20 protein-coding genes are annotated in these 22,414 nt (G+C 61.7%); 6 read left to right on the forward strand and 14 right to left on the reverse strand.

The features are described from left to right. Positions 1 to 43: 43 nt before the first annotated feature. Positions 44 to 1,330 (reverse strand): diguanylate cyclase, encoded by a 1,287-nt coding sequence (locus tag PQR62_RS03410; RefSeq protein ID WP_408154832.1) that lies wholly within the window; start codon positions 1,328 to 1,330, stop codon positions 44 to 46. Positions 1,331 to 1,756: 426 nt separating this feature from the next. On the opposite strand from PQR62_RS03410, the gene dacB reads away from it, so the two are divergent. Continuing rightward, a complete protein-coding gene (dacB, locus tag PQR62_RS03415; RefSeq protein WP_408154834.1) occupies positions 1,757 to 3,202 on the forward strand; it encodes a D-alanyl-D-alanine carboxypeptidase/D-alanyl-D-alanine endopeptidase in 1,446 nt (481 codons plus the stop codon). A 91-nt stretch (positions 3,203 to 3,293) separates the two neighbouring features. Here the strand turns inward: dacB and PQR62_RS03420 are convergent, their stop codons facing one another. The 3 genes from PQR62_RS03420 to PQR62_RS03430 are packed head-to-tail and all read right to left on the reverse strand — an operon-like array spanning position 3,294 to position 5,318. Next, positions 3,294 to 3,833, reverse strand: coding sequence for a TPM domain-containing protein (locus PQR62_RS03420; RefSeq protein ID WP_408154836.1), 540 nt, complete (start codon positions 3,831 to 3,833; stop codon positions 3,294 to 3,296). Beyond that, positions 3,833 to 4,717 (reverse strand): TPM domain-containing protein, encoded by an 885-nt coding sequence (locus PQR62_RS03425; RefSeq protein WP_408154838.1) that lies wholly within the window; start codon positions 4,715 to 4,717, stop codon positions 3,833 to 3,835. Before PQR62_RS03425 ends, PQR62_RS03420 begins: the two co-directional genes overlap by 1 nt. Positions 4,718 to 4,724: 7 nt before the next feature. After that, on the reverse strand, positions 4,725 to 5,318 hold the full coding sequence (locus PQR62_RS03430; RefSeq protein ID WP_408154840.1) for a LemA family protein: 594 nt from the start codon (positions 5,316 to 5,318) through the stop codon (positions 4,725 to 4,727). A 145-nt stretch (positions 5,319 to 5,463) separates the two neighbouring features. Between PQR62_RS03430 and pyrF the strand changes: the two genes are divergently transcribed. Further along, positions 5,464 to 6,282: an orotidine-5'-phosphate decarboxylase gene (gene pyrF, locus PQR62_RS03435; RefSeq protein ID WP_408154842.1), complete on the forward strand. Its 819-nt coding sequence runs from the start codon at positions 5,464 to 5,466 to the stop codon at positions 6,280 to 6,282. Positions 6,283 to 6,389: 107 nt separating this feature from the next. Here the strand turns inward: pyrF and PQR62_RS03440 are convergent, their stop codons facing one another. From PQR62_RS03440 to thiL, 3 genes are all read right to left on the reverse strand, one after another. Then, complete coding sequence (locus PQR62_RS03440; RefSeq protein ID WP_408154844.1) at positions 6,390 to 6,872, reverse strand: CinA family protein; 483 nt, start codon at positions 6,870 to 6,872, stop codon at positions 6,390 to 6,392. Between the two features lie 132 nt (positions 6,873 to 7,004). Next, positions 7,005 to 7,544 (reverse strand): phosphatidylglycerophosphatase A family protein, encoded by a 540-nt coding sequence (locus PQR62_RS03445; protein WP_408154846.1) that lies wholly within the window; start codon positions 7,542 to 7,544, stop codon positions 7,005 to 7,007. Further along, positions 7,541 to 8,506, reverse strand: coding sequence for a thiamine-phosphate kinase (gene thiL / locus PQR62_RS03450; protein WP_408154848.1), 966 nt, complete (start codon positions 8,504 to 8,506; stop codon positions 7,541 to 7,543). Before thiL ends, PQR62_RS03445 begins: the two co-directional genes overlap by 4 nt. Positions 8,507 to 8,810: 304 nt before the next feature. On the opposite strand from thiL, the gene PQR62_RS03455 reads away from it, so the two are divergent. The 4 genes from PQR62_RS03455 (at position 8,811) to PQR62_RS03470 (ending at position 16,422) form a co-directional block, all read left to right on the forward strand. Further along, positions 8,811 to 11,123 carry an NADP-dependent malic enzyme gene (locus PQR62_RS03455; RefSeq protein WP_408154850.1) on the forward strand — a complete coding sequence of 771 codons (2,313 nt, stop codon included), beginning with the start codon at positions 8,811 to 8,813 and terminating at the stop codon, positions 11,121 to 11,123. Between the two features lie 610 nt (positions 11,124 to 11,733). Continuing rightward, positions 11,734 to 13,110, forward strand: a complete 1,377-nt coding sequence (locus PQR62_RS03460) for an MFS family transporter (RefSeq protein ID WP_408154852.1) — start codon at positions 11,734 to 11,736, stop codon at positions 13,108 to 13,110. 163 nt (positions 13,111 to 13,273) lie between these two features. After that, positions 13,274 to 15,088: a sensor histidine kinase gene (locus PQR62_RS03465; protein WP_408154854.1), complete on the forward strand. Its 1,815-nt coding sequence runs from the start codon at positions 13,274 to 13,276 to the stop codon at positions 15,086 to 15,088. Beyond that, positions 15,085 to 16,422 carry a sigma-54-dependent transcriptional regulator gene (locus PQR62_RS03470; RefSeq protein WP_408154856.1) on the forward strand — a complete coding sequence of 446 codons (1,338 nt, stop codon included), beginning with the start codon at positions 15,085 to 15,087 and terminating at the stop codon, positions 16,420 to 16,422. Before PQR62_RS03465 ends, PQR62_RS03470 begins: the two co-directional genes overlap by 4 nt. A gap of 130 nt (positions 16,423 to 16,552) precedes the next feature. Here the strand turns inward: PQR62_RS03470 and PQR62_RS03475 are convergent, their stop codons facing one another. The 7 genes from PQR62_RS03475 to PQR62_RS03505 all read right to left on the reverse strand — a co-directional run bounded on the left by PQR62_RS03475 (position 16,553) and on the right by PQR62_RS03505 (position 22,402). After that, entirely contained in the window at positions 16,553 to 17,332 is a 780-nt protein-coding gene (locus PQR62_RS03475) for a hypothetical protein (protein WP_408154858.1), read from the reverse strand. 106 nt (positions 17,333 to 17,438) lie between these two features. Next, on the reverse strand, positions 17,439 to 18,131 hold the full coding sequence (locus PQR62_RS03480) for a 4'-phosphopantetheinyl transferase family protein (RefSeq protein ID WP_408154860.1): 693 nt from the start codon (positions 18,129 to 18,131) through the stop codon (positions 17,439 to 17,441). 1 nt (position 18,132) lies between these two features. Continuing rightward, entirely contained in the window at positions 18,133 to 18,582 is a 450-nt protein-coding gene (locus PQR62_RS03485) for an excinuclease ATPase subunit (RefSeq protein WP_408154862.1), read from the reverse strand. 100 nt (positions 18,583 to 18,682) lie between these two features. Beyond that, positions 18,683 to 19,927 (reverse strand): beta-ketoacyl-ACP synthase, encoded by a 1,245-nt coding sequence (locus PQR62_RS03490; protein WP_408154864.1) that lies wholly within the window; start codon positions 19,925 to 19,927, stop codon positions 18,683 to 18,685. After that, positions 19,924 to 20,700, reverse strand: a complete 777-nt coding sequence (gene fabG / locus PQR62_RS03495; protein ID WP_408154866.1) for a 3-oxoacyl-ACP reductase FabG — start codon at positions 20,698 to 20,700, stop codon at positions 19,924 to 19,926. The genes PQR62_RS03490 and fabG overlap by 4 nt, the downstream gene beginning before the upstream one ends. Next, entirely contained in the window at positions 20,697 to 21,185 is a 489-nt protein-coding gene (locus PQR62_RS03500; RefSeq protein WP_408154868.1) for a hotdog family protein, read from the reverse strand. Before PQR62_RS03500 ends, fabG begins: the two co-directional genes overlap by 4 nt. After that, entirely contained in the window at positions 21,182 to 22,402 is a 1,221-nt protein-coding gene (locus PQR62_RS03505) for a beta-ketoacyl-ACP synthase (protein WP_408154870.1), read from the reverse strand. Before PQR62_RS03505 ends, PQR62_RS03500 begins: the two co-directional genes overlap by 4 nt. Positions 22,403 to 22,414 lie beyond the last annotated feature (12 nt).

Raw genomic sequence — 22,414 nt, forward strand, 5'->3', positions numbered from 1 at the left:
CGGTTCGCTTGAATTCGATAAGCATTCGATAAGCGAAACAGGCTCAAGCTTGCGGCCGCTGTTTGCTGAACACCGCAGCATGCGTTTGCGCCACCACCGAAGCGAGCAGAGTGGCCGCCATCACGCCGCCTTCGGCATCTGAAATTGCGGATACTTGGCCGTCTTCACCCTCCACCATCAGACAATCACGCCCCTGTTCCTTGGCGCAATACATGGCGTGATCGGCGCGCTGCAGCCAAGAGAAATGCGCTTCCAGCGTATGTGAAAACGGCACCAGTCCGGCGCTCACCGTGCAGCCCTGCAATCGATTGCCCAGCTCGCGCTGTTCCCGCACCTTGTCGATCACACGCTGCGATAGCGCCAACGCTTCGGCCAGTGCGGTCTTGCGCAAAATCACCACGAATTCTTCACCGCCATAACGGCCGATGGCATCGTCGGCGCGCAGATTCTCGCGCAGCAGCGCCGAAAAATTGCGCAGCACTTCGTCGCCCACCAGATGGCCGTGCGTGTCGTTGATGTTCTTGAAGTGATCCAGATCGAGCAATAGCAGGCAGGAGTCATGCGTGCCGCGATGGCAGTTGTCGAATTCTTCGATCAGCTGGGTTTCCCAGTAGCGTCGATTGAGCAGGCCAGTCAGTCCATCCTGCTGACTGACGATCTCAAATGCGCGTGAGCGTTCGGCCAGCTTCTTCGACATGTCGTAGGTCGATTTGCCCAGCACCAGCGGATACAGCACCAGCATCGGCAGGCAGGCGACGATGGTGGTCAGATCCGACTGCGGTGTGAATTCAAAGCCCAGCAGCAGCCAGCCCAGCGCGAAGCCGGTCAGGCTGGCGTACAGGCCGCGCACGAACAGGCGCATGCCGCCGGCGGCGATATTGTCCATCGACAGCATGGCGATGATCACGGTGGCGGGAATCAGATTGCCCTGCATGGCGGCGATCCAGAATCCGCCGAAGCCGGCATCGATCACCAGGTTACGGCGTTCGGCACGATAGGGGATGGCGCTGTTGAGCGCCCAGTAGCGCGCCAGATGCGGCCAGATGAAACCGTGAAAAACCAGCAGCACCCACAGCGGCGGCGCCACCAGGGCTTGTAAAAAACCGGCCGCCACGCAAAAGAATCCGATGCCAAGACCGATCACGCGCAAGCGATAAATCCGTTTGACGAAGCGCACGCCCTTGCCGATCAGCGCCTCGGGCGGCATGTCTTCGGCGCGATGTTTTCTGAATGCGAACAGCGGCAACAGCTTGTTGCTGACCAGGGTAGCCAAGGCAGCCAGTTTTTGCGACAGGCTGAGCGCGGGACGATGAGGACGGCTTGAAGGCATATCGGTTCGTTCTTTTTTGCTGCAGTACACCGCGGTGTAGCGGATGATGCCGGCGAATCGCGCCTCCCCCGAGGCCTTCCGGCTGCCAGTGCCGACGCATGCAATGTGCGTCGGATCTAAACCTGTTTTAATCGCCGGAAGCTGCGGCGTCAGGTATTGAGGTGTTCTATGCGCAATCGCCACTCCGACACCTTGCAGCGATTCTGGAAGGGCGCATTGTGCCGCTTTTTGCTGCTTTAAGGGTAGCCGAATTTTTCTGAATTTCCATGTGGAAATGTTAATGCGCGGCGAAAAGAAAAGCCGATCAGATGCCGCTTCACATAAAGCGCGGCCGCTCTCGATGACCTCCGCATGGATGCGATGCCGCTCGGCAGCCTGATAGGGCAGATGGTCCTATAATGCGCTGTCGTTCTCACCGGTTGAATCATGCTGCATTTCACAAAGCCCCTCGCGCGTTTTTCCTCGCTGTCCATTTTTCTTGTTTCTCTGTTTCAGGCGCTGGCGCCAGCTTCCGCCGCCGCGCAGAATCTGCCGCCCACCGTGGTCGGCGCTTTGCGCGTGGCGCATATTCCGACGCAGAACGTCGGCGTGCTGGTGCAGGAGGCCGACAGCAGCAATCGCACGCTGGTATCGGCCAATCCGACGCAGTCCTTCAATCCGGCTTCGGTGATGAAGCTGGTGACCACCGATGCCGCGCTGGAATTGCTGGGCCCGACCTATGTCTGGAAAACTCGCGCCTATACCGATGGCATCCTCAATGAAGGCGTGCTGACCGGTGATCTGATCATCAAGGGCGGCGGTGATCCCAAGCTGGTGCTGGAAAATTTCTGGCTGTTCCTGCGTCAGCTGCGCGCGCGCGGCATCAAGGATATTCGCGGCAATCTGGTGCTGGATCGCAGCTTCTTCGCCGAGACTGTCTACGATCCTTCGCAGTTCGACGGCGATCCGCAAAAGCCTTACAACGTCGGCCCCAATGCCTTGCTGCTGAATTACAAGACCATCACCCTGCGTTTCGTGCCGGATGAGGCCAAGGGCAGCGTCATCACCACCATGGACCCGCCGATGGCCGGCTTCAGTTTGAACGCACCGCGCCTGTCGCGCGAAGAATGCGGTGACTGGCGCGGCAAACTGCAGGCCAACGTCGATGCCAACGGCGTAGCTTTCGGTGGCGCCTATCCTGCGGCCTGCGGTATTCAGACCTGGTATCTGCATCCATATCGCATGGATTCCACACAATATCTGTCGGCCATGTTCCGTCAGATGTGGATCGATCTCGGCGGCAGTTTCAACGGCCGCGTGGTGCAGGGCGTGGTGGCGCCGAATGCGCAACTGGTGGCCGAATGGCAATCGCCGGCTGTGCCGGAGGTGATTCGCGACATCAACAAGTTCAGCAACAACGTGATGGCGCGCCAGGTGCTGCTGACCATCGCCGCCGAGATGACCGGCCAGCCCGGCGACACCGCCAACGGCGCGCGCACCATTCGCAGCTGGCTGGCGGACAAGGGCATCGACGCCAATTCGCTGGTGATTGAAAACGGCGCCGGCCTGTCGCGCGTGGAGCGCCTCACACCGATGCTGCTGGGCCGTCTGCTGGCGCAGGCCTTCCGTTCGCCGGTGATGCCAGAATTCATTTCATCGATGCCGCTGGTCGGTTTCGACGGCACCATGCGCAAGCGCCTGAAGATGGAGAGCGTGGCTGGGCAGGCGCATATCAAGACCGGCTCGCTCAATGACGTGCGCTCGATTGCAGGCTATGTGCAGGCGGCGTCGGGCAAATATTATGCCGTGGTGTTTCTGATCAATCATCCCGCTGCCGCCGCAGGCCAGAAGGCGCAGGATGCCTTGTTGCAGTGGGTGTATGAGAACGGTTGATCGCTGAGCGCAGGACTGCTCAAGTGAAAACGGCCGCATCAGTTATCTGATGCGGCCGTTTTCATTTTTGCTGCCGGATGCAGAAGCGGGTCTACAAGACCAGCGGACGATTGGAGATTTCGTTATGCCCCGGCTTGCTCCGGTCTGCCGGCAGTTTCTGGGCCAGCCAATCATTGAGCGTGCGCAGCGCGTCCAGCACGCTGTCGTGATAGCGGCCTTGTGCAAAGCCACGCGTCATGATGGCGCAGGCGTCTTGCCATTGCTCGCGCGTCAGCTCAGGGCCGACGCCGCGATCGGTGATGATCTCGACCTTGTGATCGGCCAGATTGATGTAGACCAGCACGCCGCAGTTTTCTTCGGTGTCCCAGATGCGGTAATGCGAAAACAGCTCATGCGCACGCTGGCGCGAAGTTTCGTAACGCATCACCGCGCCCAGCGACAGCGACGCTTCGACGATCACGCGCAGCTCTGCGCGATGGGTCTTTTCACCGGCGGCGATGGTGTTCTGGATTTCCTTCAGCGTGCCTGAAGGGAAGGCCTTGCGCGCCGCCGCTTTGCCACTCATGAAATGATGCAGCAGGCGCGCGGTGAGGCGTGAATTACGATGTGGCTTGTTGTGTGTGTGGCTCATCACCAGTCCCCCGAAGCGCCGCCGCCGTCGAAACTGCCGCCGCCGCCGGAAAAAGAATCGCCGCCCGAGCCGCCACCCGACGAAAAACCACCGCTGCTGGTGAAGCCGCCACCACTGCCACCGCCGCGACGACTGGCCTGGTCCAGAATGCTGCCGATGATCACGCCGGCGGCGTTGCCCCAGGTATTGCTGTTCAGGCTGCTGCGCGCTTGCGCACGTCGGCGCGAAATGATCACGATGACAATGAAGACGATAAAGAAAATCAGTGGAATCAGCGCTTCCCAGTCACCCTCGGCCGCGCTCTGGGCTTGCGCCTCTTTGCGTTCTGCGGCCGGCAGTTTTTCCTGATCGATCAGGCTGCTGATGGCCGAGACGCCGGCCGCCAGTCCGCCGTAGAAATCGTTCTGACGAAAATGCGGTGCGATCACGTCTTCCAGAATACGCTTGGATTGGGCATCGGTCAGGCTGCCCTGCACGCCGCGTCCGCTTTCAATACGCAAGCGCCGCAGGGCCTTGGGATTGTCCTTGGCGACGATCAGCAGCACGCCATCATCCACGCCCTTGCGTCCCAGCTTCCAGGCTTCTGCCACGCGGATGCTGTATTGCTCGATGGCTTCCGGCGCGGTGCTGGGGATCAGCAGAATGGCGATCTGGCTGCCGCTGCGGGTCTCGTAGTCGGTCAGTACGCTGTTGAGCGTGTCGCGCTGGCCGGCGTCCAGCATGTTGGCCAGGTCAACCACGTGCGAACTCAGCGGCGGCACGGCGACAAATTCTTGCGCCGCCGCCGGTCGCAGGTACAGCACTTGTGAGATCACGAGCAGCGTGAGAAGGGCTGCGGCCGCCAGCGGCGACCGGTGTTTCAGGAGACGTGTCAGCGCGCGCATCGGCCGCTTACTTGCCGAAGTTGACGGCCGGCGCGGTCGAAATCGCCTTCTCGTTTTCTACAGTGAAGGAGGGTTTGACTTCATAGCTGAAAATCTTGGCGGTGATGTTGGTGGGAAAGCTGCGCGCCAGAATGTTGTACTCCTGAACCGACGCGATGTAGCGCTGGCGCGCCACAGTGATGCGGTTTTCGGTGCCTTCCAGTTGCGATTGCAGATCGCGGAAGCTGGTGTCGGCCTTCAGCTGCGGATAGTTTTCCGAGACCACCATCAGACGCGACAGCGCCGAAGACAGATCGCCTTGTACTTGCTGGAACTTGGCCAGGGCTTGCGGATTGTTCAACACTTCCGGCGTGATCTGGAAACTGGTCGCGGCGGCGCGCGCCTTGATGACAGCTTCCAGCGTATCTTTTTCGTGCGAGGCGTAGCCCTTGACGGTGTTGACCAGATTCGGGATCAGGTCGGAGCGACGCTGGTATTGGTTGACGACTTCGCCCCAGGCCGCTTTGGTTGCTTCATCCTTGGCCTGAAAATCGTTGTAGCCGCAGCCCGACAGGCTCAGCGCAAAGAAGGCTACGGCCAGCCATGCAAAGTATTTTTTCATCTTGTTGTTCCTCGTCAAAAAATAAACCTCTGTGACTTTGAGGCTGTCATTTGGTGCCTCAAAATGCGGCGAGAAGGCGCTGCAACCCATATATAGACCGGTCGGCGCGATACAATAGCGCATCTTTGCATATTAAGGCCACACCGTGACATTCATCGACAAACTGACCGCCGCGTGGAAATCGCGCAATTCTCTGCTGTGCGTGGGACTGGACCCTGACGTCAAGCGTCTGCCTGACGAACTGCGCGGCAAGTCGGATGCCATTTTCGAATTCTGCCGCGCCATCGTCGACGCCACTGCCGACGCCGCCTGTTCCTTCAAGCCGCAGATCGCCTATTTCGCGGCGCTCGGCGCCGAAGATCAGCTGGAGCAGATCTGCGCTTATATTCGTCGTCATTATCCCGACATCCCGCTGGTGCTGGACGCCAAGCGCGGCGACATTGGCGCCACCGCCGAGCAGTACGCACGCGAAGCTTTCGAGCGCTATGGCGCCGATGTGGTGACGGTCAGCCCATACATGGGCTACGACTCGGTGGCGCCGTATCTGGAATGGAAGGATCGCGGCGTGATCGTGCTGTGCCGCACTTCCAATGCAGGCGGTTCCGATCTGCAATTCCTGCAGGTGGACGGCAAGCCGCTGTATCAGCACGTCGCGCGCATGGTCGCCGACAAATGGAATACCAACGGCCAGTGCGGTCTGGTGGTCGGCGCGACCTTCCCGCAGGAACTGGCGCAGGTGCGCGCCATCATCGGCAACATGCCTTTGCTGGTGCCGGGCGTGGGCGCGCAGGGCGGCGATATCGAGGCCACCGTCAAGGCCGGCAGGACCGAAGCCGGCGCCGGCATGATGATCAATTCCTCGCGTGCAATTCTTTACGCGCAGCGTGAAACCGGCGAAGACTACACCGCCGCAGCCCGCCGCGTGGCGCTGGAAACCCGCGACGCGATCAATCGCCATCGCTGAACCAGCTGAGCGTTTTATTCAGACAGGCAGGGCGAAAAAAAGGCCGTTTCCATATTCTGGAAACGGCCTTTTGTATTTTGTCTTGTGTGCTCCGATAGTCGCTGCAATCAGTCGGACAGCAACTTCAGTATGCCCTTGAGCGAATGGATCACGGTCTGTTCGCGCACTGCATGGCGGTCGCCGGAGAACACCAGGCGTTCGGTATGCGTGTGATCGCCGAGCCGCCAGCCGAAGCAGACCGTGCCGACCGGCTTGCCGGGCACCGCGCCGCCGGGGCCGGCAATGCCGGTGGTCGATACTGCGATGTCGGAGCTGCTGTTGGCCAGCGCGCCTTCAGCCATGGCGCCGGCGATTTCCTCGCTGACCGCGCCGTGCAGCGCGATCATGGATTCCGGAATATCCAGCAATTCGTTCTTGGATGAATTGGAGTAGGTGACGAAACCGCAGTCGAACCATTCAGACGAGCCGGCGATTTCGGTGACGGCCTGGGCGATGCCGCCGCCGGTACACGATTCGGCAGTGGCGAGCAGCAGACCCTTGGCTTTGAGCGCCTGGCCTACGCGGGTAGCTAAGTCAATCGTGGTATCCATGTGTTGTCATCCTTTAAAGGGTTGGCAAAGCGTTTTCTGCTCTTCCTGCTCTATGAGGAACGCTTCACAAGCATACACGTCATCGCGGCCGACTTCCACGCGCTTGCTCTACGCATTTGTTACGTGTTTGTCCTATGCTGCGCGCCAGAACGCAAATACCAGCAGCGTGTAGAAGGCCGCCACGATGTCGTCCCACATCACGCCGAAGCCGCCCTTGAAGCGGCGATCGAAATAGGCGATCGGCGGCGGCTTCACCATGTCGAAAAAGCGGAACACTATGAATGCATAGAATTGTGTTTTCAGATCGGCCGGCATCAGGAACACCAGCACCAGCCAGAAGGCGATGATTTCATCCCACACCATGCTGCCGTGATCCGGCGCGTTCAGATCGCGGCCGGTGCGCTGGCAAGCCCAGACGCCGACCACGAATCCGGCGGCGATGATGGCCAGCCAGTTGGGCGCATTGAAAATCTGCGGCCAGCGCGTGCTCAGCACCACGTAGCACAGCCAGCCAAAGAGGGTGCCGGAGGTGCCCGGCATGATGGGCGAGAGGCCGCTGCCGAAGCCCTGGGCGATCCAGTGTGCGGGATGCGCCAGCATGAAACGCGAATTGGCTTTGGGGCGCGACGATGCGGCGGCTGCCTGGCCGCCGGCGGGTGTAGTGGTGCTCATGAAGTGAAGTGATCGAAGGAAGTAAGTGCCAGGTCCAATGGCTGGCCTGCGGCGTCCTGCAGGCGCAGGCCGGGTTGGGATTCAATGCTGCCGATACGGGTCACCGGGGTATGGCAGGCGAGCGCGGCGGCTTCAATGGCTGCGCGTTGTTTGGGCGACGCGGTAAAGCAGATCTCATAGTCATCGCCGCCGCTGAGCGTAAAGCAGCGTTGCAGTTCGGACGGCTGTTGCTGCAATGCGGGACCGGGCGGCAGCGCATCGACGTCGAGCGTGGCGCCGACGCCGGATTGCTGCAGGATATGGCCCAAGTCGCCCGCCAGCCCGTCTGAAATATCGATGGCGGCGCGCGCGATGTCGCGCAGCGCCTGTCCCAATTCCACACGCGGGGTCGGCTGATGCATGCGTTGCGCGGCCAGATTTTGCTGCGCTTCATCCAGTTTCAGTTCGTCGCGATAGCCTGCCAGCGCGAGCCGGGCATCGCCCAGCGAACCTGAAATCCAGATGTCGTCGCCATTTTTTGCTGCGCTGCGGCGTAAAGCATGGTGCAAGGGCACTTCGCCGAATACCGTGATGCTGATCGTCAGTGGACCTTTTGTGGTGTCGCCGCCGATCAGCTCGCAGCCGTGCCGATCAGCCAGTTCCAGCATGCCGCGCGCAAAGGGCTCAAGCCACTCGGCACGGGCCTCGGGCAAGGCCAGCGCCAGCGTGAAGGCGATCGGCTGGGCGCCCATGGCGGCCAGATCCGACAGGTTCACCGCCAGGCATTTGTGACCCAGCATGAAGGGATCGGCGCCGGCAAAAAAGTGGCGGCCTTCCACCAGCATGTCGCTGGAAATCGCCAGGTGCATGCCGGTTGACGGCGTGAGCAGCGCGCAGTCGTCCCCCACGCCAAGCGCAGTGCGGCTGCCTGCGGCCATGGGGCGGGTGAAGTAACGCGCGATGAGTTCGAATTCGGAAAGCATGTCTGTGATTGTAACCAATCTGGAGCGCACTGCGGTGCGTCGATGTTGGCGCGAACGTCGCCCTAACTTCAGCCTAATGTCACCGAAAAGTCACTTGAACCTGTTTCAATGCACTCAAATGGGGACTATCGCATGTGCCTGGATGTTGCGATGCACAACGTCAAAGCGGTAAATTGGTTTTACCTGTAAATCCAGTGCAGGAGTGGGTTTGCGCGGGGGCGATGGTAGTCGCTATGCCTATGATTGAAGACCGACCTCTGCTAGAATCTGCGGTCTTCGCCACGTCAACAAGAGAATACAGAGTATGGATTCGATGATCAGTAAGAAAGAAGAAGTGCGTCAGCAGCTTCGTCAGGCCGCCCTGGAATACCACGAGTTTCCGACTCCGGGCAAAATCAGCGTGACCCCGACCAAGTTGCTCACCAACCAGCGGGATCTGTCTCTGGCGTATTCTCCCGGCGTGGCCGCAGCCTGCGAAGAAATCGTGGCCGATCCGGCCAACGCATTCAAATACACGGCGCGCGGCAATCTGGTCGCCGTCATCAGTAACGGCACTGCGGTGCTGGGTCTGGGCAATATCGGCCCCCTGGCGTCCAAGCCGGTGATGGAAGGCAAGGGCGTGCTGTTCAAGAAGTTCGCCGGCATCGACGTCTTCGACATCGAAGTCAACGAGACCGATCCGGACAAGCTGATCGACATCATCGCCGCGCTGGAACCGACTTTCGGCGGCATCAATCTGGAAGACATCAAGGCGCCGGAGTGCTTCTACATCGAGCGCAAGCTGCGCGAGAAGATGAAGATCCCGGTGTTCCACGATGACCAGCACGGCACCGCGATCATCGTCGGCGCAGCGATCCTGAACGGCCTCAAGGTGGTCGGCAAGAGCATCAAGGAAGTCAAGCTGGTGGTCTCCGGCGCGGGCGCTGCGGCGCTGGCTTGCCTGGATCTGATCGTCGATCTCGGCTTCCCTATCGAAAACATTTATGTCACCGATCTGGCCGGCGTGGTCTACAAGGGCCGTGCCGAACTGATGGATCCGGACAAGGAGCGTTTCGCGCGCGAAACCGACGCCCGCACCCTGGCTGAAGTGATCCCCGGCGCCGACATCTTCCTCGGCCTGTCGGCCGCCGGCGTGCTGAAACAAGACATGGTCAAGCAGATGGCGGCGCGTCCGCTGGTGCTGGCATTGGCCAATCCGAATCCGGAAATCCTGCCGGAAGACGTCAAGGCCGTGCGCGACGACGCCATCATCGCCACCGGCCGTTCGGACTATCCGAACCAGGTCAACAATGTGCTGTGCTTCCCCTACATCTTCCGCGGTGCGCTGGATTCCGGCGCCACCACCATCACCCGCGAGATGGAAATCGCCACCGTGCACGCGATTGCAGAACTGGCGCAAGCCGAGCAGTCGGACATCGTGGCCGCCACTTACGGCGTGACCAATCTGTCCTTCGGCTCCGAATACATCATTCCCAAGCCCTTCGATCCGCGTCTGATGATCAAGATCGCGCCGGCCGTGGCGCGCGCTGCCGAGGCTTCCGGCGTGGCTGCACGTCCGATCCAGGACATGAACGCCTATGTCGAAAAGCTGGAGCAGTTCGTCTACCACAGCGGCACCTTCATGCGTCCTATCTTCCAGGTCGCGAAGAAGGCGGCCGAAGCCAAGAAGCGCATCGTCTACGCCGAAGGCGAAGAAGAGCGCATCCTGCGCGCGGTGCAGGTGATCGTCGATGAAAATCTGGCCAAGCCGATTCTGGTCGGCCGTCCGGAAGTGCTGGAACAGCGCATCAAGAAGTTCGGCCTGCGTCTGCGCGCCGGCACCGATTTCGAAGTCATCAACCCGAACTTCGACGAGCGCTATCGCGATTACTGGCAGTCCTTCCTCGAATTGACCCGCCGCAAGGGCGTCACCGAGCAATACGCCAAGCTGGAAATGCGTCGCCGTCATACCCTGATCGGTTCGATGGCGATCCACAAGGGCGATGCCGACGGCATGATCTGCGGCACCTACGGCACCACCCAGTTGCACCTGCATTACATCGATCAGGTGCTGGGCAAGCGTGAAGGCGTGAACGTCTACGCCGCCATGAACGCCGTGATTCTGCCGAACCGCCAGCTGGTGCTGGTCGATACGCACGTCAACGAAAACCCGAACGCCGAACAGCTGGCCGAGATCACCATCATGGCTGCCGAAGAAATGCGCCGCTTCGGTCTGCATCCACGTGCAGCATTGCTGTCGCACTCGAACTTCGGCTCCAGCGACAGCGAGTCGGCACGCAAGATGCGCGCCGCGCTGGCGATCATCCAGCGCAATGCGCCGGATCTGGAAGTCGACGGCGAGATGCACGGCGACACCGCTCTGGATCACAAGCTGCTGACCAGCGCGATTCCGGATTCGCCGCTGAAGGGCGACGCCAATCTGCTGGTGATGCCGAACATCGACGCCGCCAACATCGCCTACAACCTGTTGAAGACTTCGTCGGGCAACGGCGTGGCAATCGGACCGATCCTGCTGGGCTGCGCCAAGCCGGTTCACATCCTGACGCCGTCGGCCACCGTCCGTCGCATCATCAACATGACGGCACTGTGCGTGATGGATGCGCTGGCAGATCGCTAAGCAAGCCGATCAAGATACGCGCTGGCAAGAGCGCGTGTGCCGGTTCTGAAAACGGCGCGTTTCCTCAGGGAGACGCGCCGTTTTTCTTTTGCGCTCAGATAACAATGCATGTGCGGTGCAGCATTCCACTCGCCTCCACTGAGCTGCATGGCAATGCTTTCTGGATTTTCGGAATCAGGCTCCGTCGAATTCTGATTTTTCGGAATATGGTCAAAAGGCCTTAGCGCCGCTCTTTAATAATCACCATAAAAATCAAGGGCTTGAGCTGCCTCCGTATTTGTCATTGGCCTGGCACGAAGACTGCAATAGAGCAGGCATAAGCAAACCAATACAGGAGGCAGACATGCAGGCCATCGCCCGGCTCGCGCATTCGTGCGGCATGCCGCACGCAGACACGCGCGCCTTCCTCCCGTGCTTCCGTTTGTTTTCTTCGTTCCGTCTTTGAGTCGCCTTCGCAGCGCGGATCCTGCTTATCCGGGGTGCATGTGCAGCGATCAACAACAACAAGCACCGGACCACCGGTGAAGCAGACCGTCCTGCATCGCGCCGGCAGCGCGACGAAAGAGGCGCGTCAATCAATATCAACAAGTATCTGGAGAAGGAGATCTTCATGTCCGACATCAAGAGCGCGGCAGCCGCCAAGGCCGCCGATTACCGCAAGCGTATTTACGCCATTCTGGGCGCCTCGTCCGGCAACCTGGTCGAATGGTTCGACTTTTACGTGTACTCGTTCTGCGCGATCTACTTCGCGCCGGTATTCTTTCCCAAGGGCGATTCGACCTCGCAATTGCTCAATACCGCCGGCGTGTTCGCCGCTGGTTTCCTGATGCGTCCCATCGGCGGCTGGCTGTTCGGCCGCATCGCCGACAAGCACGGCCGTCGCACCTCGATGATGATCTCGGTGATCATGATGTGCGGCGGTTCGCTGGCCATCGCCTGTATGCCTACCTACGCCACCATCGGCGCCTTCGCACCGGCCTTGCTGCTGGTCGCGCGCCTGTTCCAGGGCTTGTCGGTGGGCGGTGAATACGGCACCAGCGCCACTTACATGAGTGAAGTGGCGCCCAGCGGCCGTCGCGGTTTCTTCGCCTCCTTCCAATATGTGACGCTGATCGGCGGCCAGCTGGCCGCGGTGCTGGTGCTGTTCGTCATGCAGCAAGTGCTGACGACGGAAGAACTGCGTGCCTGGGGGTGGCGTATTCCCTTCGTGCTGGGCGCCTGCGGCGCATTGATCGCGCTGTATCTGCGTCGTTCGCTGGCCGAAACCTCCAGCAAGGAAACCCGCGCCAACAAGGAAGCCGGCACCCTGGCCGGTTTGCTCAAGCACAAGAAGGCCTTCATCAATGTGGTCGGCTTCACCGCCGGCGGCTCGCTGATGTTCTACACCTTCACCACCTACATGCAAAAGTATCTGGTGAACACCGCCGGCATGGACGCCAAGACCGCCAGCGCCGTGATGACCTGCGCGCTGTTCGTCTACATGCTGCTGCAGCCGCTGTTCGGCGCATTGTCGGACAAGATCGGCCGCCGCAATTCCATGCTGTGCTTCGGCGTGCTGGGCGTGTTGTGCACCGTGCCCATCCTGCATCTGCTGAAGGATGTCACCAACCCTTATGCGGCCTTCGGTCTGGCGATTCTGGCGCTGGCCATCGTCAGCTTCTACACCTCGATCAGCGGTCTGATCAAGGCTGAGATGTTCCCGGCTGAAGTGCGCGCGCTGGGCGTCGGCCTGTCGTATGCGGTCGGCAATGCAGTGTTCGGCGGTTCGGCTGAATTCGTGGCGCTGTCGCTGAAATCGATAGGCATGGAGTCGACCTTCTACTACTACGTCTCGGCCTTGTGCGCAGTGGCTTTGCTGGTGTCTTTCCGCATGCCGGACTCGCAGCGCGACGGCCATATGACGCAGGACGACTACGAGTTCGACCACGATGCTGCGCAGCCAGCCACGACTGCCGCCGGCAACAGCAGTACGCGCAAGCCGGCCTGAGTTCGGTACAGCCAGGCGCAGCCGGCCGGCTTCAGCCAGCTGCGCCTCGGCAGCAAGCAGATCGGGCAGGGCGGTTATCATAGCGCCTTGTTCCATGGCGTCCCCCAGCCGGCGGCCGCCATGGTTTCGCTTTCCGATAGACGCTGCGCGCATCCGCTCCCGCATGAAGGCAAGAAAAAATCTCATCCTGACGCTCCTCTTCGTGCTGGCCACGATGCTGCTGGCCGGCATCACCTATCATCTGGCGGCGCGCAAGGCAGAGGCCGATCTGCGCGAAATCGGCGAGCGCCAGTTGCAGATCGTCGCGCTCGACCTTGAGTCGATACTTGAGAAATTCGAAACCCTGCCATTCGCGCTCGGCTTTCAGGCCGATGTGACCGACGCCCTGAATCATCCCTACGATCAGGCCGTTATTCAGCGCCTCAATCGCACCTTCAAGATCATCCAGCAGCAATCGCGCGTGCAATCCATCTACATGATGGATAAGCGCGGCCTGACGCTGGCCTCCAGCAACTGGGATGAAAAATACAGCTACGTCGGCAGCGATTTCCGCTTCCGGCCTTATTTCCGCGAAGCCGTCGCCGGCCGCGCCGGGCGCTTCTACGGCATCGGCAACATCTCCAGCGAGCCAGGTTATTTCATCGCTCAGCCCATCTATGCATCCGGCGCGCAGCGCGGCGCCGAACCGCCGATCGGTGTGATGACGGTCAAGGTTGATCTGACCGAATTCGAACATACCTGGGGCAGCAGCGAAGACCCGATCACCCTGACCGACAGCGGCGGGGTGGTGTTCCTCAGCAATCGCCCGGAGTGGAAATATCACAGCCTGCGCCCGCTCAATCGCCAGCTGGAGCAGGAGCTGGAAGGCACGCACCAGTATGCCGATCAGCCGATCACGCCGGTCACTTCGGTGCCGAATGCGCGTCAGCGCGGCTTCGGCGAACACATCTCGCGTCCGGTCGGCAAGCTCGGCTGGCAGCTGATGCTGTTCCCTTCGCAAGCCCGCATTGCGCGCACTGCCACCATGTGGGCCCTGGCGGCGGTGCTGCTGATGTCGGCCGTCGCAGTGGCGCTGCTGGCGCTGTATCAGCGCCGGCGCCGCCTGGAAGAACGGCTGGAGTCGCGCGATGCCTTGCGTCGCGCGGCGCTGGAGCTCGATCAGAAAATCGCCCTGCGCACCGAAGAACTGACCGCCGCCAATCAGGCCATCGCCGCCAAGTACGACAAGCTGCAGCAAACCGAAAGCGTGCTGCGCACCACCCAGAACGAGCTGGTGCAGGCCGGCAAGCTGGCCATGCTGGGGCAGATGGCGGCCGGCGTCACGCATGAGCTGAACCAGCCGCTGGCGGCGATCCGCGCCTTCGCCGACAACGCCGTCAAGTTCCTGGCGCTGGGCAAGCATCAGCGGGTGCAAGAGAATCTGGAATACATCAGCGGCGCCAGCGCCAACATGGGCAAGATCATCGCCCAGCTCAAAGGCTTCGCGCGCAAGAGCGGCGAAGTGGTGGCTTGCGTCGATCTGTCGCAGGCCATCGAGGGCGCCACGCTGTTGCTGGGCAATGAGCAGCGCCAGCAGGGCGTCAATGTCGAGGTGCATATCGAACATCCGGCCAGCGTCACCGGCGACGCAGTGCGCACCGAGCAAGTGCTGATCAACCTGCTGCGCAATGCCATCGATGCGGTGGAAGAGAGTGAGCGCAAGCAGGTGCTGATCACGCTGAAGGTGGAGCAGGAGCAGAATCAGCAATTTGCCGTGATCCGGATTCACGACAGCGGCCCCGGCATTACCGATGAAGTTGCGCCGCATCTGTTCGAACCGTTTTTTACCACCAAGTCCTCCAGCAAGGGGCTGGGTCTGGGGCTGGCGATTTCCTCTTCCATCGTGCAAGCGATGAATGGCCAGCTCAGCGCACACAATCATCCTCAGGGCGGCGCCGAATTCGTGGTGCGTCTGCCCTTGTCGACACCGGAGAAATGATGGAACACGCCGCGCCGCCAGCCATGGCGATCCTGATCGAAGACGAACCCAATGTACGTCGCGCGACAACGCAGACGCTGGAACTGGGCGGCTTCGACGTACAGGCCTGCGACAGCGCCGAGCAGGCGCTGCCGCTGATCGGGCGCGACTTCGCCGGGATTCTGGTGACCGACGTGCGCTTGCCCGGCATGTCCGGCCTTGAGGTGCTGGCACGCAGCGTGGCGCTGGATGCCGACTTGCCGGTGATTGTGGTGACCGGCCACGGCGATGTCGCCATGGCGGTGGACGCGATGCGCGCCGGCGCCTACGACTTCATCGAAAAGCCCTTCGCCTCCGACCGCCTGCTGGAGATCGCGCGCCGCGCCGCCGAAAAGCGCGCGCTGGTGATGGAAAACCGTCGCCTCCGGGAAGCCTGGGCGCTCGACCCGGAGTTGCGCCCGCTGATCGGCCAGTCGCCGGCCATAGAGCGCGTGCGCACGCTGATCCGCAGTCTCGGGCCGGCGGCGGTGGACGTGCTGATCAATGGTCAGACCGGCACCGGCAAGGAAGTGGTGGCGCGCCAGTTGCACGCCGCCAGCGAACGCAAGGGCGAGTTCGTCGCGCTCAATTGCGGCGCCTTGCCCGAGACCGTCTTCGAAAGCGAAATTTTCGGCCACGAAGCGGGCGCCTTCACCGGCGCGCAAAAACGCCGCATCGGCAAACTTGAATACGCCAATGGCGGCACCCTGTTTCTCGACGAGATCGAAAGCATGCCGCTGGCGATGCAGGTCAAGCTGCTGCGCGTGCTGCAGGAGCGCAAGCTGGAACGTCTGGGCGGCAACCAGTCGATCTCCATCGACTGCCGCGTGATCGCCGCCAGTAAGGCCGATCTGTTGCAGATGAGCGGGCAGGGCAGTTTCCGCGAAGACCTGTATTACCGCATCGGCGTGGTCAGCATCGATCTGCCGCGGCTGGACGAGCGGCGTCAGGATATCCCGCTGCTGCTGGCGCATTTCTGCCACGCGGCAGCCCTTCGCTACGGCCGCGACATGCCGCAATGGAGCACCGCACAGATGCTGCAATGGCAGCAACGCGACTGGCCCGGCAACGTGCGCGAACTGCGCAACTTCGCCGACCGCTGGGTGCTGGGGGTGAGTGATGCCTCGGTCGGTATGGCGCCGCCGGGCGAGGCTGGGGCCGGCAATCTGCCGCAGCAGCTTGAACATTACGAAGCCGGGCTGATCGGCCATGCGCTGCGCGCCCATGAGGGCAATGTTGCGGCGGCGGCGGAGCAACTCGGCATTCCCAAGAAGACGCTGTACGACAAGATCAAAAAGTACGATCTGAACAACTGAGGAACAAGCGGGCTGATTGCCGTTGCATGCGGCGGACGAAAAAATACCCGCAGGGCTTAAGGCTGTGCGGGTATTTTCTTTGCTGTCGTAGCGGCCTTGCGCTGTCGGCCAGCGTAAGGCCGGCAGGCATTTACTGCAGATCAGGACGCAAGATATTCACGATATCCGGCGTGGTCTTGCCTTGCAGCGAGCACGCAATGCGCGTGCCCGGGAAGGCCGGATTGTCCGACGGCGCCACCGTCAGGCTGCGTTGCGCGGTGGTGCTCAGCATGCCGCGATACTTGGCCAGCTGGCTGGTGCGGCGCCAGAATTTGCCGTCGTAGATTTCCAGACGGATGAATTGCAGATTGATGTCCTTGCTCAGGTTCTTGAGTTCCAGCACGTAAGGCGACAGCGATTTGACGACATCCTGCGGCGCCATCGGCGAGAAAAAGCCCCAGCTCAACATGTCGCTGCTGCCCGGCACCGGCGTGATCTGGTCGAAGTAGGCGGAGACCGGCACGCCGAACACGTTGGCCGGGCTGCCGATGGCGACCACGCTGGCGGCCTTGCGGTCGTTCACCTTGATGTAAGCCAGATCGTTCTTGATCGACATCGGGAACAGTGGCTCCAGCTCAGTGGCGAATTGTTTGCCGGTTTTGAACAGCGAAGCGTTGCAGGCCGCGAAGGCGGTGAATACGTTTTCCAGCGGCGCGCCGCGGCCGTTGACCAGCTTCGGTTCCGCCTTCACTGCCGCCTCGCCGGTGCGCGCATTGGCGCGGTCGAGTATGGCTTGCGCCTTGACTTCCTGGCGTTGCTGCTTGAGTTCGCGCTTGGCGGCGCGTTCTTCCGGCGTGGCGCAGGCACTCAGCAAGGCCAGCGTTGCCAGCGTCAATGCGGCGCGTTTGAATGGTGTCAGTGTGGATTGCATCTTTCCCCCGATGTAGTTTTGTATGGAAACTCCGGCTGAGATGATACCTAATCAGTCCGGAAATTTGTTGCGTGTAAATACAGCTGCTTACGGTATTGCGGTGCTTTCAAGACGGCGTTGCAGGCAGCAGACCATCCAGCAATTGCCGGCTGCCGACGTCGCGTACTTCGATGCGATCTGCCGCGCTGCCGCTGCAGACGCATATGTGAAACTCCGGATGCCGCGGAAAATGCAAGGCGGCATGCAGTTCTGTCAGCCCCGCCATGTCCATTCGTGCGGCGCAATCTTCTGCGGCGCTTTGCCATTTATAGCGCGCTTCCCTGGCGCACCACAGATGATAGAAGGCGGCCTTCTTGCTACCGAAACTGCCGCCCGCCAGCGCTTTGAATTGCTTGGCTTCTTCTATGTCAAATGCCGCTGCCGCCAGCGCCTCGACATCACGTTCCCGATCAACTTCCACATCCAGGCCGACGGGGCCATCGCGACTGATGGCGCAGGCGAGCAGATCGTGGCTGTGTGAAATGCTGAAGTGCAGCGCAGCGGACCGGCCATCGATCAGCAGCAAAGGCGCCTGAGCGGCACGTTCTTCCAGCGTGATGCGTTGAGGGCGGATGCCTTGTTCATGCAAGGCATAACGCAGCAGCATGCGGCCTGCCAGATGCTGCTGCGCACGTTCCGGTTTCAGAAAACTGTGCTGGCGCAGACTTTCACTTGCGCTCAGCAGCGACAGCAATTGCAATCGCTTGACTGCAATCGCCTCTGTTTCCGGCATGAGGAAGAGCGTGACGGACTGGCTCAAATCACTTGTCGGAGATCGTGACGATTTCGCCCTTCAGGGCGACGCCGGCCATCACCGCGCCGGCATGGCATTCGAACTGAGTGGCGCTGGCCATTTCATCTTTCTTGTAATAGCTGACCATGTTCACCACAGCGTTGGCGCCCAGTTGCTTGGCCTTCTTTTCGAAGGCGACCAGGGTCGACAGAAACGCCCAGTTGCAGGCCACTTCATCCGACTTGCCAACGGCATTGGTCTTCAGATTGGAGACATCGGTGATGAATTTCTTGAGCACCACAGGATGTTTCTGACCGGCGAAATAGAACTTCACGGAACCATCCAGTTTGGCTTCGGAGCCGCTTTCCTGCAATCCGTCTTCGATCGACAGCAGGTGCTTGGTGTCACGCGCCTGAGCGGGCAGGGCGGCCGCAGCCAGGATACCGATGGCAACTGCGACGGAGAGAATCTTTTGCATGTTGTGTTCCTTGTAAAAATAATAATAGGGATAAAAGTCTGATCCGGCCTCTCGTCTGACTCGGAGACTCAGAGACTCGGAGACTCAGAGACTCAGATACTTAGAGCCAGCGTTTGAAAATCAGCGAGGTGTTGATGCCGCCGAAGGCGAAGTTGTTCGACATCACGTATTCGCAATCGATCCGCCTGCCGTCGCCGTTCAGATAATCCAGGCTGCCGCATTCAGGATCGACTTCATTCAGATTGATGGTCGGCGCGAACCAGCCATCGCGCATCATTTCTATGCTGAGCCAGGCTTCCAGCGCGCCGCAGGCGCCCAGCGTGTGGCCCATGTAACTCTTGAGCGAACTGATTGGCGTGCGCTCGCCGAAGACACGCGCGGTGGCGGTCGATTCGGCGACGTCGCCCTGGCGCGTGCCGGTGCCGTGGGCGTTGATGTAGCCGATGGCGCCGGCGTCCAGACCGGCGTCGCGCAGCGCCAGTTCGATGGCGATCTGCATGGTGCCGGCATTCGGATTGGTGACGTGGCTGCCGTCGCTGTTGGTGCCGAAGCCGACGATCTCGGCATGGATGCGGGCGCCGCGCGCCTGCGCGTGTTCCAGGTCTTCCAGAATCAGGCTGCCGGCGCCTTCACCCAGCACCAGGCCGTCGCGTGCGCGGTCGAAAGGGCTGGGCGTGATGTGCGGCGTGTCGTTGCGCACGCTGGTGGCGTACAGGGTGTCGAACACCGCCGCTTCGGTGGCGCACAGCTCTTCCGAACCGCCGGCGATCATGGCGGTCTGGCGTCCGCCTCGGATTGCTTCGTAGGCATAGCCTATGCCCTGGCTGCCCGAGGTGCAGGCGCTGGAGGTGGTGATGATGCGGCCGGTCACGCCGAAGAACACGCCCATGTTCACCGGCGCGGTGTGCGCCATCATCTTCAGATAGGTGTTGGCGTTGATGTTGCGCGTGCTCTTTTCGGCAAACATCATGGCGAAGTCGGCGATGGCGTTGGGCGTGCCGGCCGAAGAACCGTAGGAGATGCCGAGCAGGCCGCTCTTCAGCAGCGGATCGTCCAGCAGGCCGGCATCGGCCAGCGCCCATTCGCTGGCGCGGGTCGCCATCAGCGCCACGCGGCCCATGCTGCGGGTGGTCTTGCGGTTGTAGCGTTCGGACAATTCAAAGGCTGCTGCCGGCGCGCCGAGGCGCGTATGCAAGCCTTCGTATTCGTCCCAGTCCGGCATGCGCACGACCGCATTGCGCAGACTGCGCAGGTGCGCTTGTGCGCTGGCCCAGTCGTTGCCGATGGGGCTGATGCCGGCCATGCCGGTGACGGCCACGCGGCGTCCGTAAGTGGCGATGCTCATGCCAGACCTCCGTTGACCGAGATCACCTGACGCGTGATGTAGGCGGCGTCTTCGTGCATCAGAAAACTGACGGCGGCGGCGACTTCTTCCGGCTTGCCGGGGCGGCGGGCGGGGATCATCTTCATGATTTCTTCCAGCGGCGCATCGTGCGCCATGTCGGTGTCGATCAGGCCGGGGGCGACACAGTTGACGGTGATGTCGCGCTTGGCCAGTTCCAGCGCCAGCGCCTTGGTGGCGCCGATGACGCCGGCCTTGGCCGCGCTGTAATTGACCTGGCCGCGATTGCCGATCAGACCCGAGACCGAGGCCATGGTGATGATGCGGCCCGGCGCGCGGCGCCGCACCAGCGGCATCACCAGCGGATTGAGCACGTTGTAGAAACCGTCGAGATTGGTCTTGAGCACGCTGTCCCAGTCTTCCGCCGGCATGGCCGGGAAGGCGTTGTCGCGCGTGATGCCAGCATTGCAGACCACGCCGTAATAGCAGCCGTGCTGTTCGATATCCTGCAGCAGCGCCTGCGCGGTTTCTTCGCGCGCGCCGATGTCGAACTGCAGCACGCGGCTGTTGCGACCCAGCGCAGCAATGCTCTGCGCCACTTCCTCGGCGGCGTCGCGCCGCTGATGGCAATGCAGCACGATGTCATAGCCGTCGCGCGCCAGACGCAGGGCGATGGCCTTGCCGATGCCGCGGCTGGAGCCGGTCACCAGCACTGATTTCGTGGCGCCGGTTTTGTCCGTTTTGGACGTGTTGGCGCTTGATGTTGCTTCGCTCATTCCATGCTTCCTTCCAGAAACTGGCTGGCGTCGTGCGGTTCGAAGACCGACACGGTGGCCTGCGCCAGCTGTTGTTGCGATTGTTGATCCGTAATCGTGCAGGCGAACGAGCCCAGTCCGTTGTCGGCCTTCAGCAGCAATTGCACGGTGACGTGCAGCGTGCTGCCGGTGGCAAAAACCGGCTGCGCGCATTCATAGCGGCGCGATCCCAGCAAAAATCCGATCTTGGCGGACTGGCCCAGCAGCCGCGACTGATAACCGGCGTAGGCGGCAATCGCCTGCGCCATGTATTCGATGCCGACCCAGCTGCCGACGCCGTCGCCTTCATGAAACAGGCTGTCGGGCCGGATCTTGACTTCGGCGCGCAGGGTTTCGGCATCCACGTTCAGCACCCGGTCCAGCAGAATCATCGGCGCCGCGTGCGGCACCAGTTGCTCTATCGGCGGGATGGCGGCGGGTGAGGGGTTTATCGCTCGGTCCTTCATGCTGCAACTCCTTCGATGTCGCGGCCGAATACCAGCACCGCATTGCTGCCGCCGAAGGCGAAGGAGTTGCTCAGCACGCGCCGTGGCGGATGGCCGAGCGCGCTGCCGACGCCGGTCAGATTCAATGGCGGCAGCGCCGGGTCGGCCTGGCCGTCCCACAAATGCGGTGGCAACAGACCTGCGCGATTCTCGTCCTGCATGCACAGCCAGCACAGGCCGGCTTCGATGGCGCTGGCCGCGCCCAGCGTGTGGCCGGTGAACGGCTTGGTCGAACTGACCGGCACCTGCGCGCCGAACAGTTGATGGATCACGGCCGATTCCATGGCGTCGTTTTGCAGCGTGGCGGTGCCATGCAGATTGATGTAGTCGATTTCGTGTGCGGCTGTTTCAGCGCGTTGCAAGGCCTGGCGTATCGCCAGCATGGCGCCGCCGCCTTGCGGATCGGGCGCCGAAATGTGATGCGCGTCCGAGGATTCGCCCCAGCCCAGCAAGGCCACGCTCGAAGCAGTCGCCGGCGCGGCGCTCATCAGGAACAAGGCCGCGCCTTCGCCGATGTTGATGCCGCAGCGATTGATGCTGAGCGGATTGCAGCGCGTGGCGCTGACCGACTCCAGCGCCGAGAAACCGGCAATCGTGAAATCGCACAGGGAATCGACGCCGCCGCAGATCACGGCGTCGCACAGGTTCATGCGGATCAGGCGTGCGGCGCTGGCCATGGCCTTGGCGCTCGAGGAGCAGGCCGAGGAGTGCACATAGGCCGGGCCGCCGAGACCGAGCGTGGCGGCAATCGCCGCCGCCGGCGAGCCGAGTTCCTGCTGGCCGTAGTGGAATTGCGGCGGGAAAAGGCCATGTTCCACATAGTGTCTGAAGGCGGCTTCACCCTCGGCGATGCCGGAGGTGCTGGTGCCCAGCACCACGCCCACGCGATGTGCGCCGTGGCGGGCGATGGCGGCATCCACCGCGCCGCGTATCTGATCCAGCGCGGCCAGCGCCAGCCGGTTGTTGCGGCTGCGCTCGCGCAGCGGCAGATGGTCCAGCGCGGGCAGGTCGGCATCGGCCAGCGTGATGCGGCCGACTGTCAGCGGCAGGCCGTTGCGATCGCAGTGTGCGGCGTCTGCATGCACGCCGCTGTCGCCGGCGAACAGGCGGCGGCTGATGTCGGCCGTGCTGTGTCCCAGCGGGCTGATCATGCCCAGTGCGTTCAGGTAAATGCGCATGCTTGAATTCTG

The sequence above is a fragment of the Herbaspirillum lusitanum genome (genome assembly GCF_046025995.1).
GTDB lineage: Bacteria > Pseudomonadota > Gammaproteobacteria > Burkholderiales > Burkholderiaceae_D > Herbaspirillum > Herbaspirillum lusitanum_A.

Excerpts from the sequence above, each read along its gene's own strand:
- PQR62_RS03410 (WP_408154832.1), bottom strand. The coding sequence starts at position 1,330 with ATGCCTTCAAGCCGTCCTCATCGTCCCGCGCTCAGCCTGTCGCAAAAA.
- dacB (WP_408154834.1), top strand. The coding sequence starts at position 1,757 with ATGCTGCATTTCACAAAGCCCCTCGCGCGTTTTTCCTCGCTGTCCATT.
- PQR62_RS03420 (WP_408154836.1), bottom strand. The coding sequence starts at position 3,833 with ATGAGCCACACACACAACAAGCCACATCGTAATTCACGCCTCACCGCG.
- PQR62_RS03425 (WP_408154838.1), bottom strand. The coding sequence starts at position 4,717 with ATGCGCGCGCTGACACGTCTCCTGAAACACCGGTCGCCGCTGGCGGCC.
- PQR62_RS03430 (WP_408154840.1), bottom strand. The coding sequence starts at position 5,318 with ATGAAAAAATACTTTGCATGGCTGGCCGTAGCCTTCTTTGCGCTGAGC.
- PQR62_RS03440 (WP_408154844.1), bottom strand. The coding sequence starts at position 6,872 with ATGGATACCACGATTGACTTAGCTACCCGCGTAGGCCAGGCGCTCAAA.
- PQR62_RS03445 (WP_408154846.1), bottom strand. The coding sequence starts at position 7,544 with ATGAGCACCACTACACCCGCCGGCGGCCAGGCAGCCGCCGCATCGTCG.
- thiL (WP_408154848.1), bottom strand. The coding sequence starts at position 8,506 with ATGCTTTCCGAATTCGAACTCATCGCGCGTTACTTCACCCGCCCCATG.
- PQR62_RS03455 (WP_408154850.1), top strand. The coding sequence starts at position 8,811 with ATGGATTCGATGATCAGTAAGAAAGAAGAAGTGCGTCAGCAGCTTCGT.
- PQR62_RS03460 (WP_408154852.1), top strand. The coding sequence starts at position 11,734 with ATGTCCGACATCAAGAGCGCGGCAGCCGCCAAGGCCGCCGATTACCGC.
- PQR62_RS03465 (WP_408154854.1), top strand. The coding sequence starts at position 13,274 with ATGAAGGCAAGAAAAAATCTCATCCTGACGCTCCTCTTCGTGCTGGCC.
- PQR62_RS03470 (WP_408154856.1), top strand. The coding sequence starts at position 15,085 with ATGATGGAACACGCCGCGCCGCCAGCCATGGCGATCCTGATCGAAGAC.
- PQR62_RS03475 (WP_408154858.1), bottom strand. The coding sequence starts at position 17,332 with ATGCAATCCACACTGACACCATTCAAACGCGCCGCATTGACGCTGGCA.
- PQR62_RS03485 (WP_408154862.1), bottom strand. The coding sequence starts at position 18,582 with ATGCAAAAGATTCTCTCCGTCGCAGTTGCCATCGGTATCCTGGCTGCG.
- PQR62_RS03490 (WP_408154864.1), bottom strand. The coding sequence starts at position 19,927 with ATGAGCATCGCCACTTACGGACGCCGCGTGGCCGTCACCGGCATGGCC.
- fabG (WP_408154866.1), bottom strand. The coding sequence starts at position 20,700 with ATGAGCGAAGCAACATCAAGCGCCAACACGTCCAAAACGGACAAAACC.
- PQR62_RS03500 (WP_408154868.1), bottom strand. The coding sequence starts at position 21,185 with ATGAAGGACCGAGCGATAAACCCCTCACCCGCCGCCATCCCGCCGATA.
- PQR62_RS03505 (WP_408154870.1), bottom strand. The coding sequence starts at position 22,402 with ATGCGCATTTACCTGAACGCACTGGGCATGATCAGCCCGCTGGGACAC.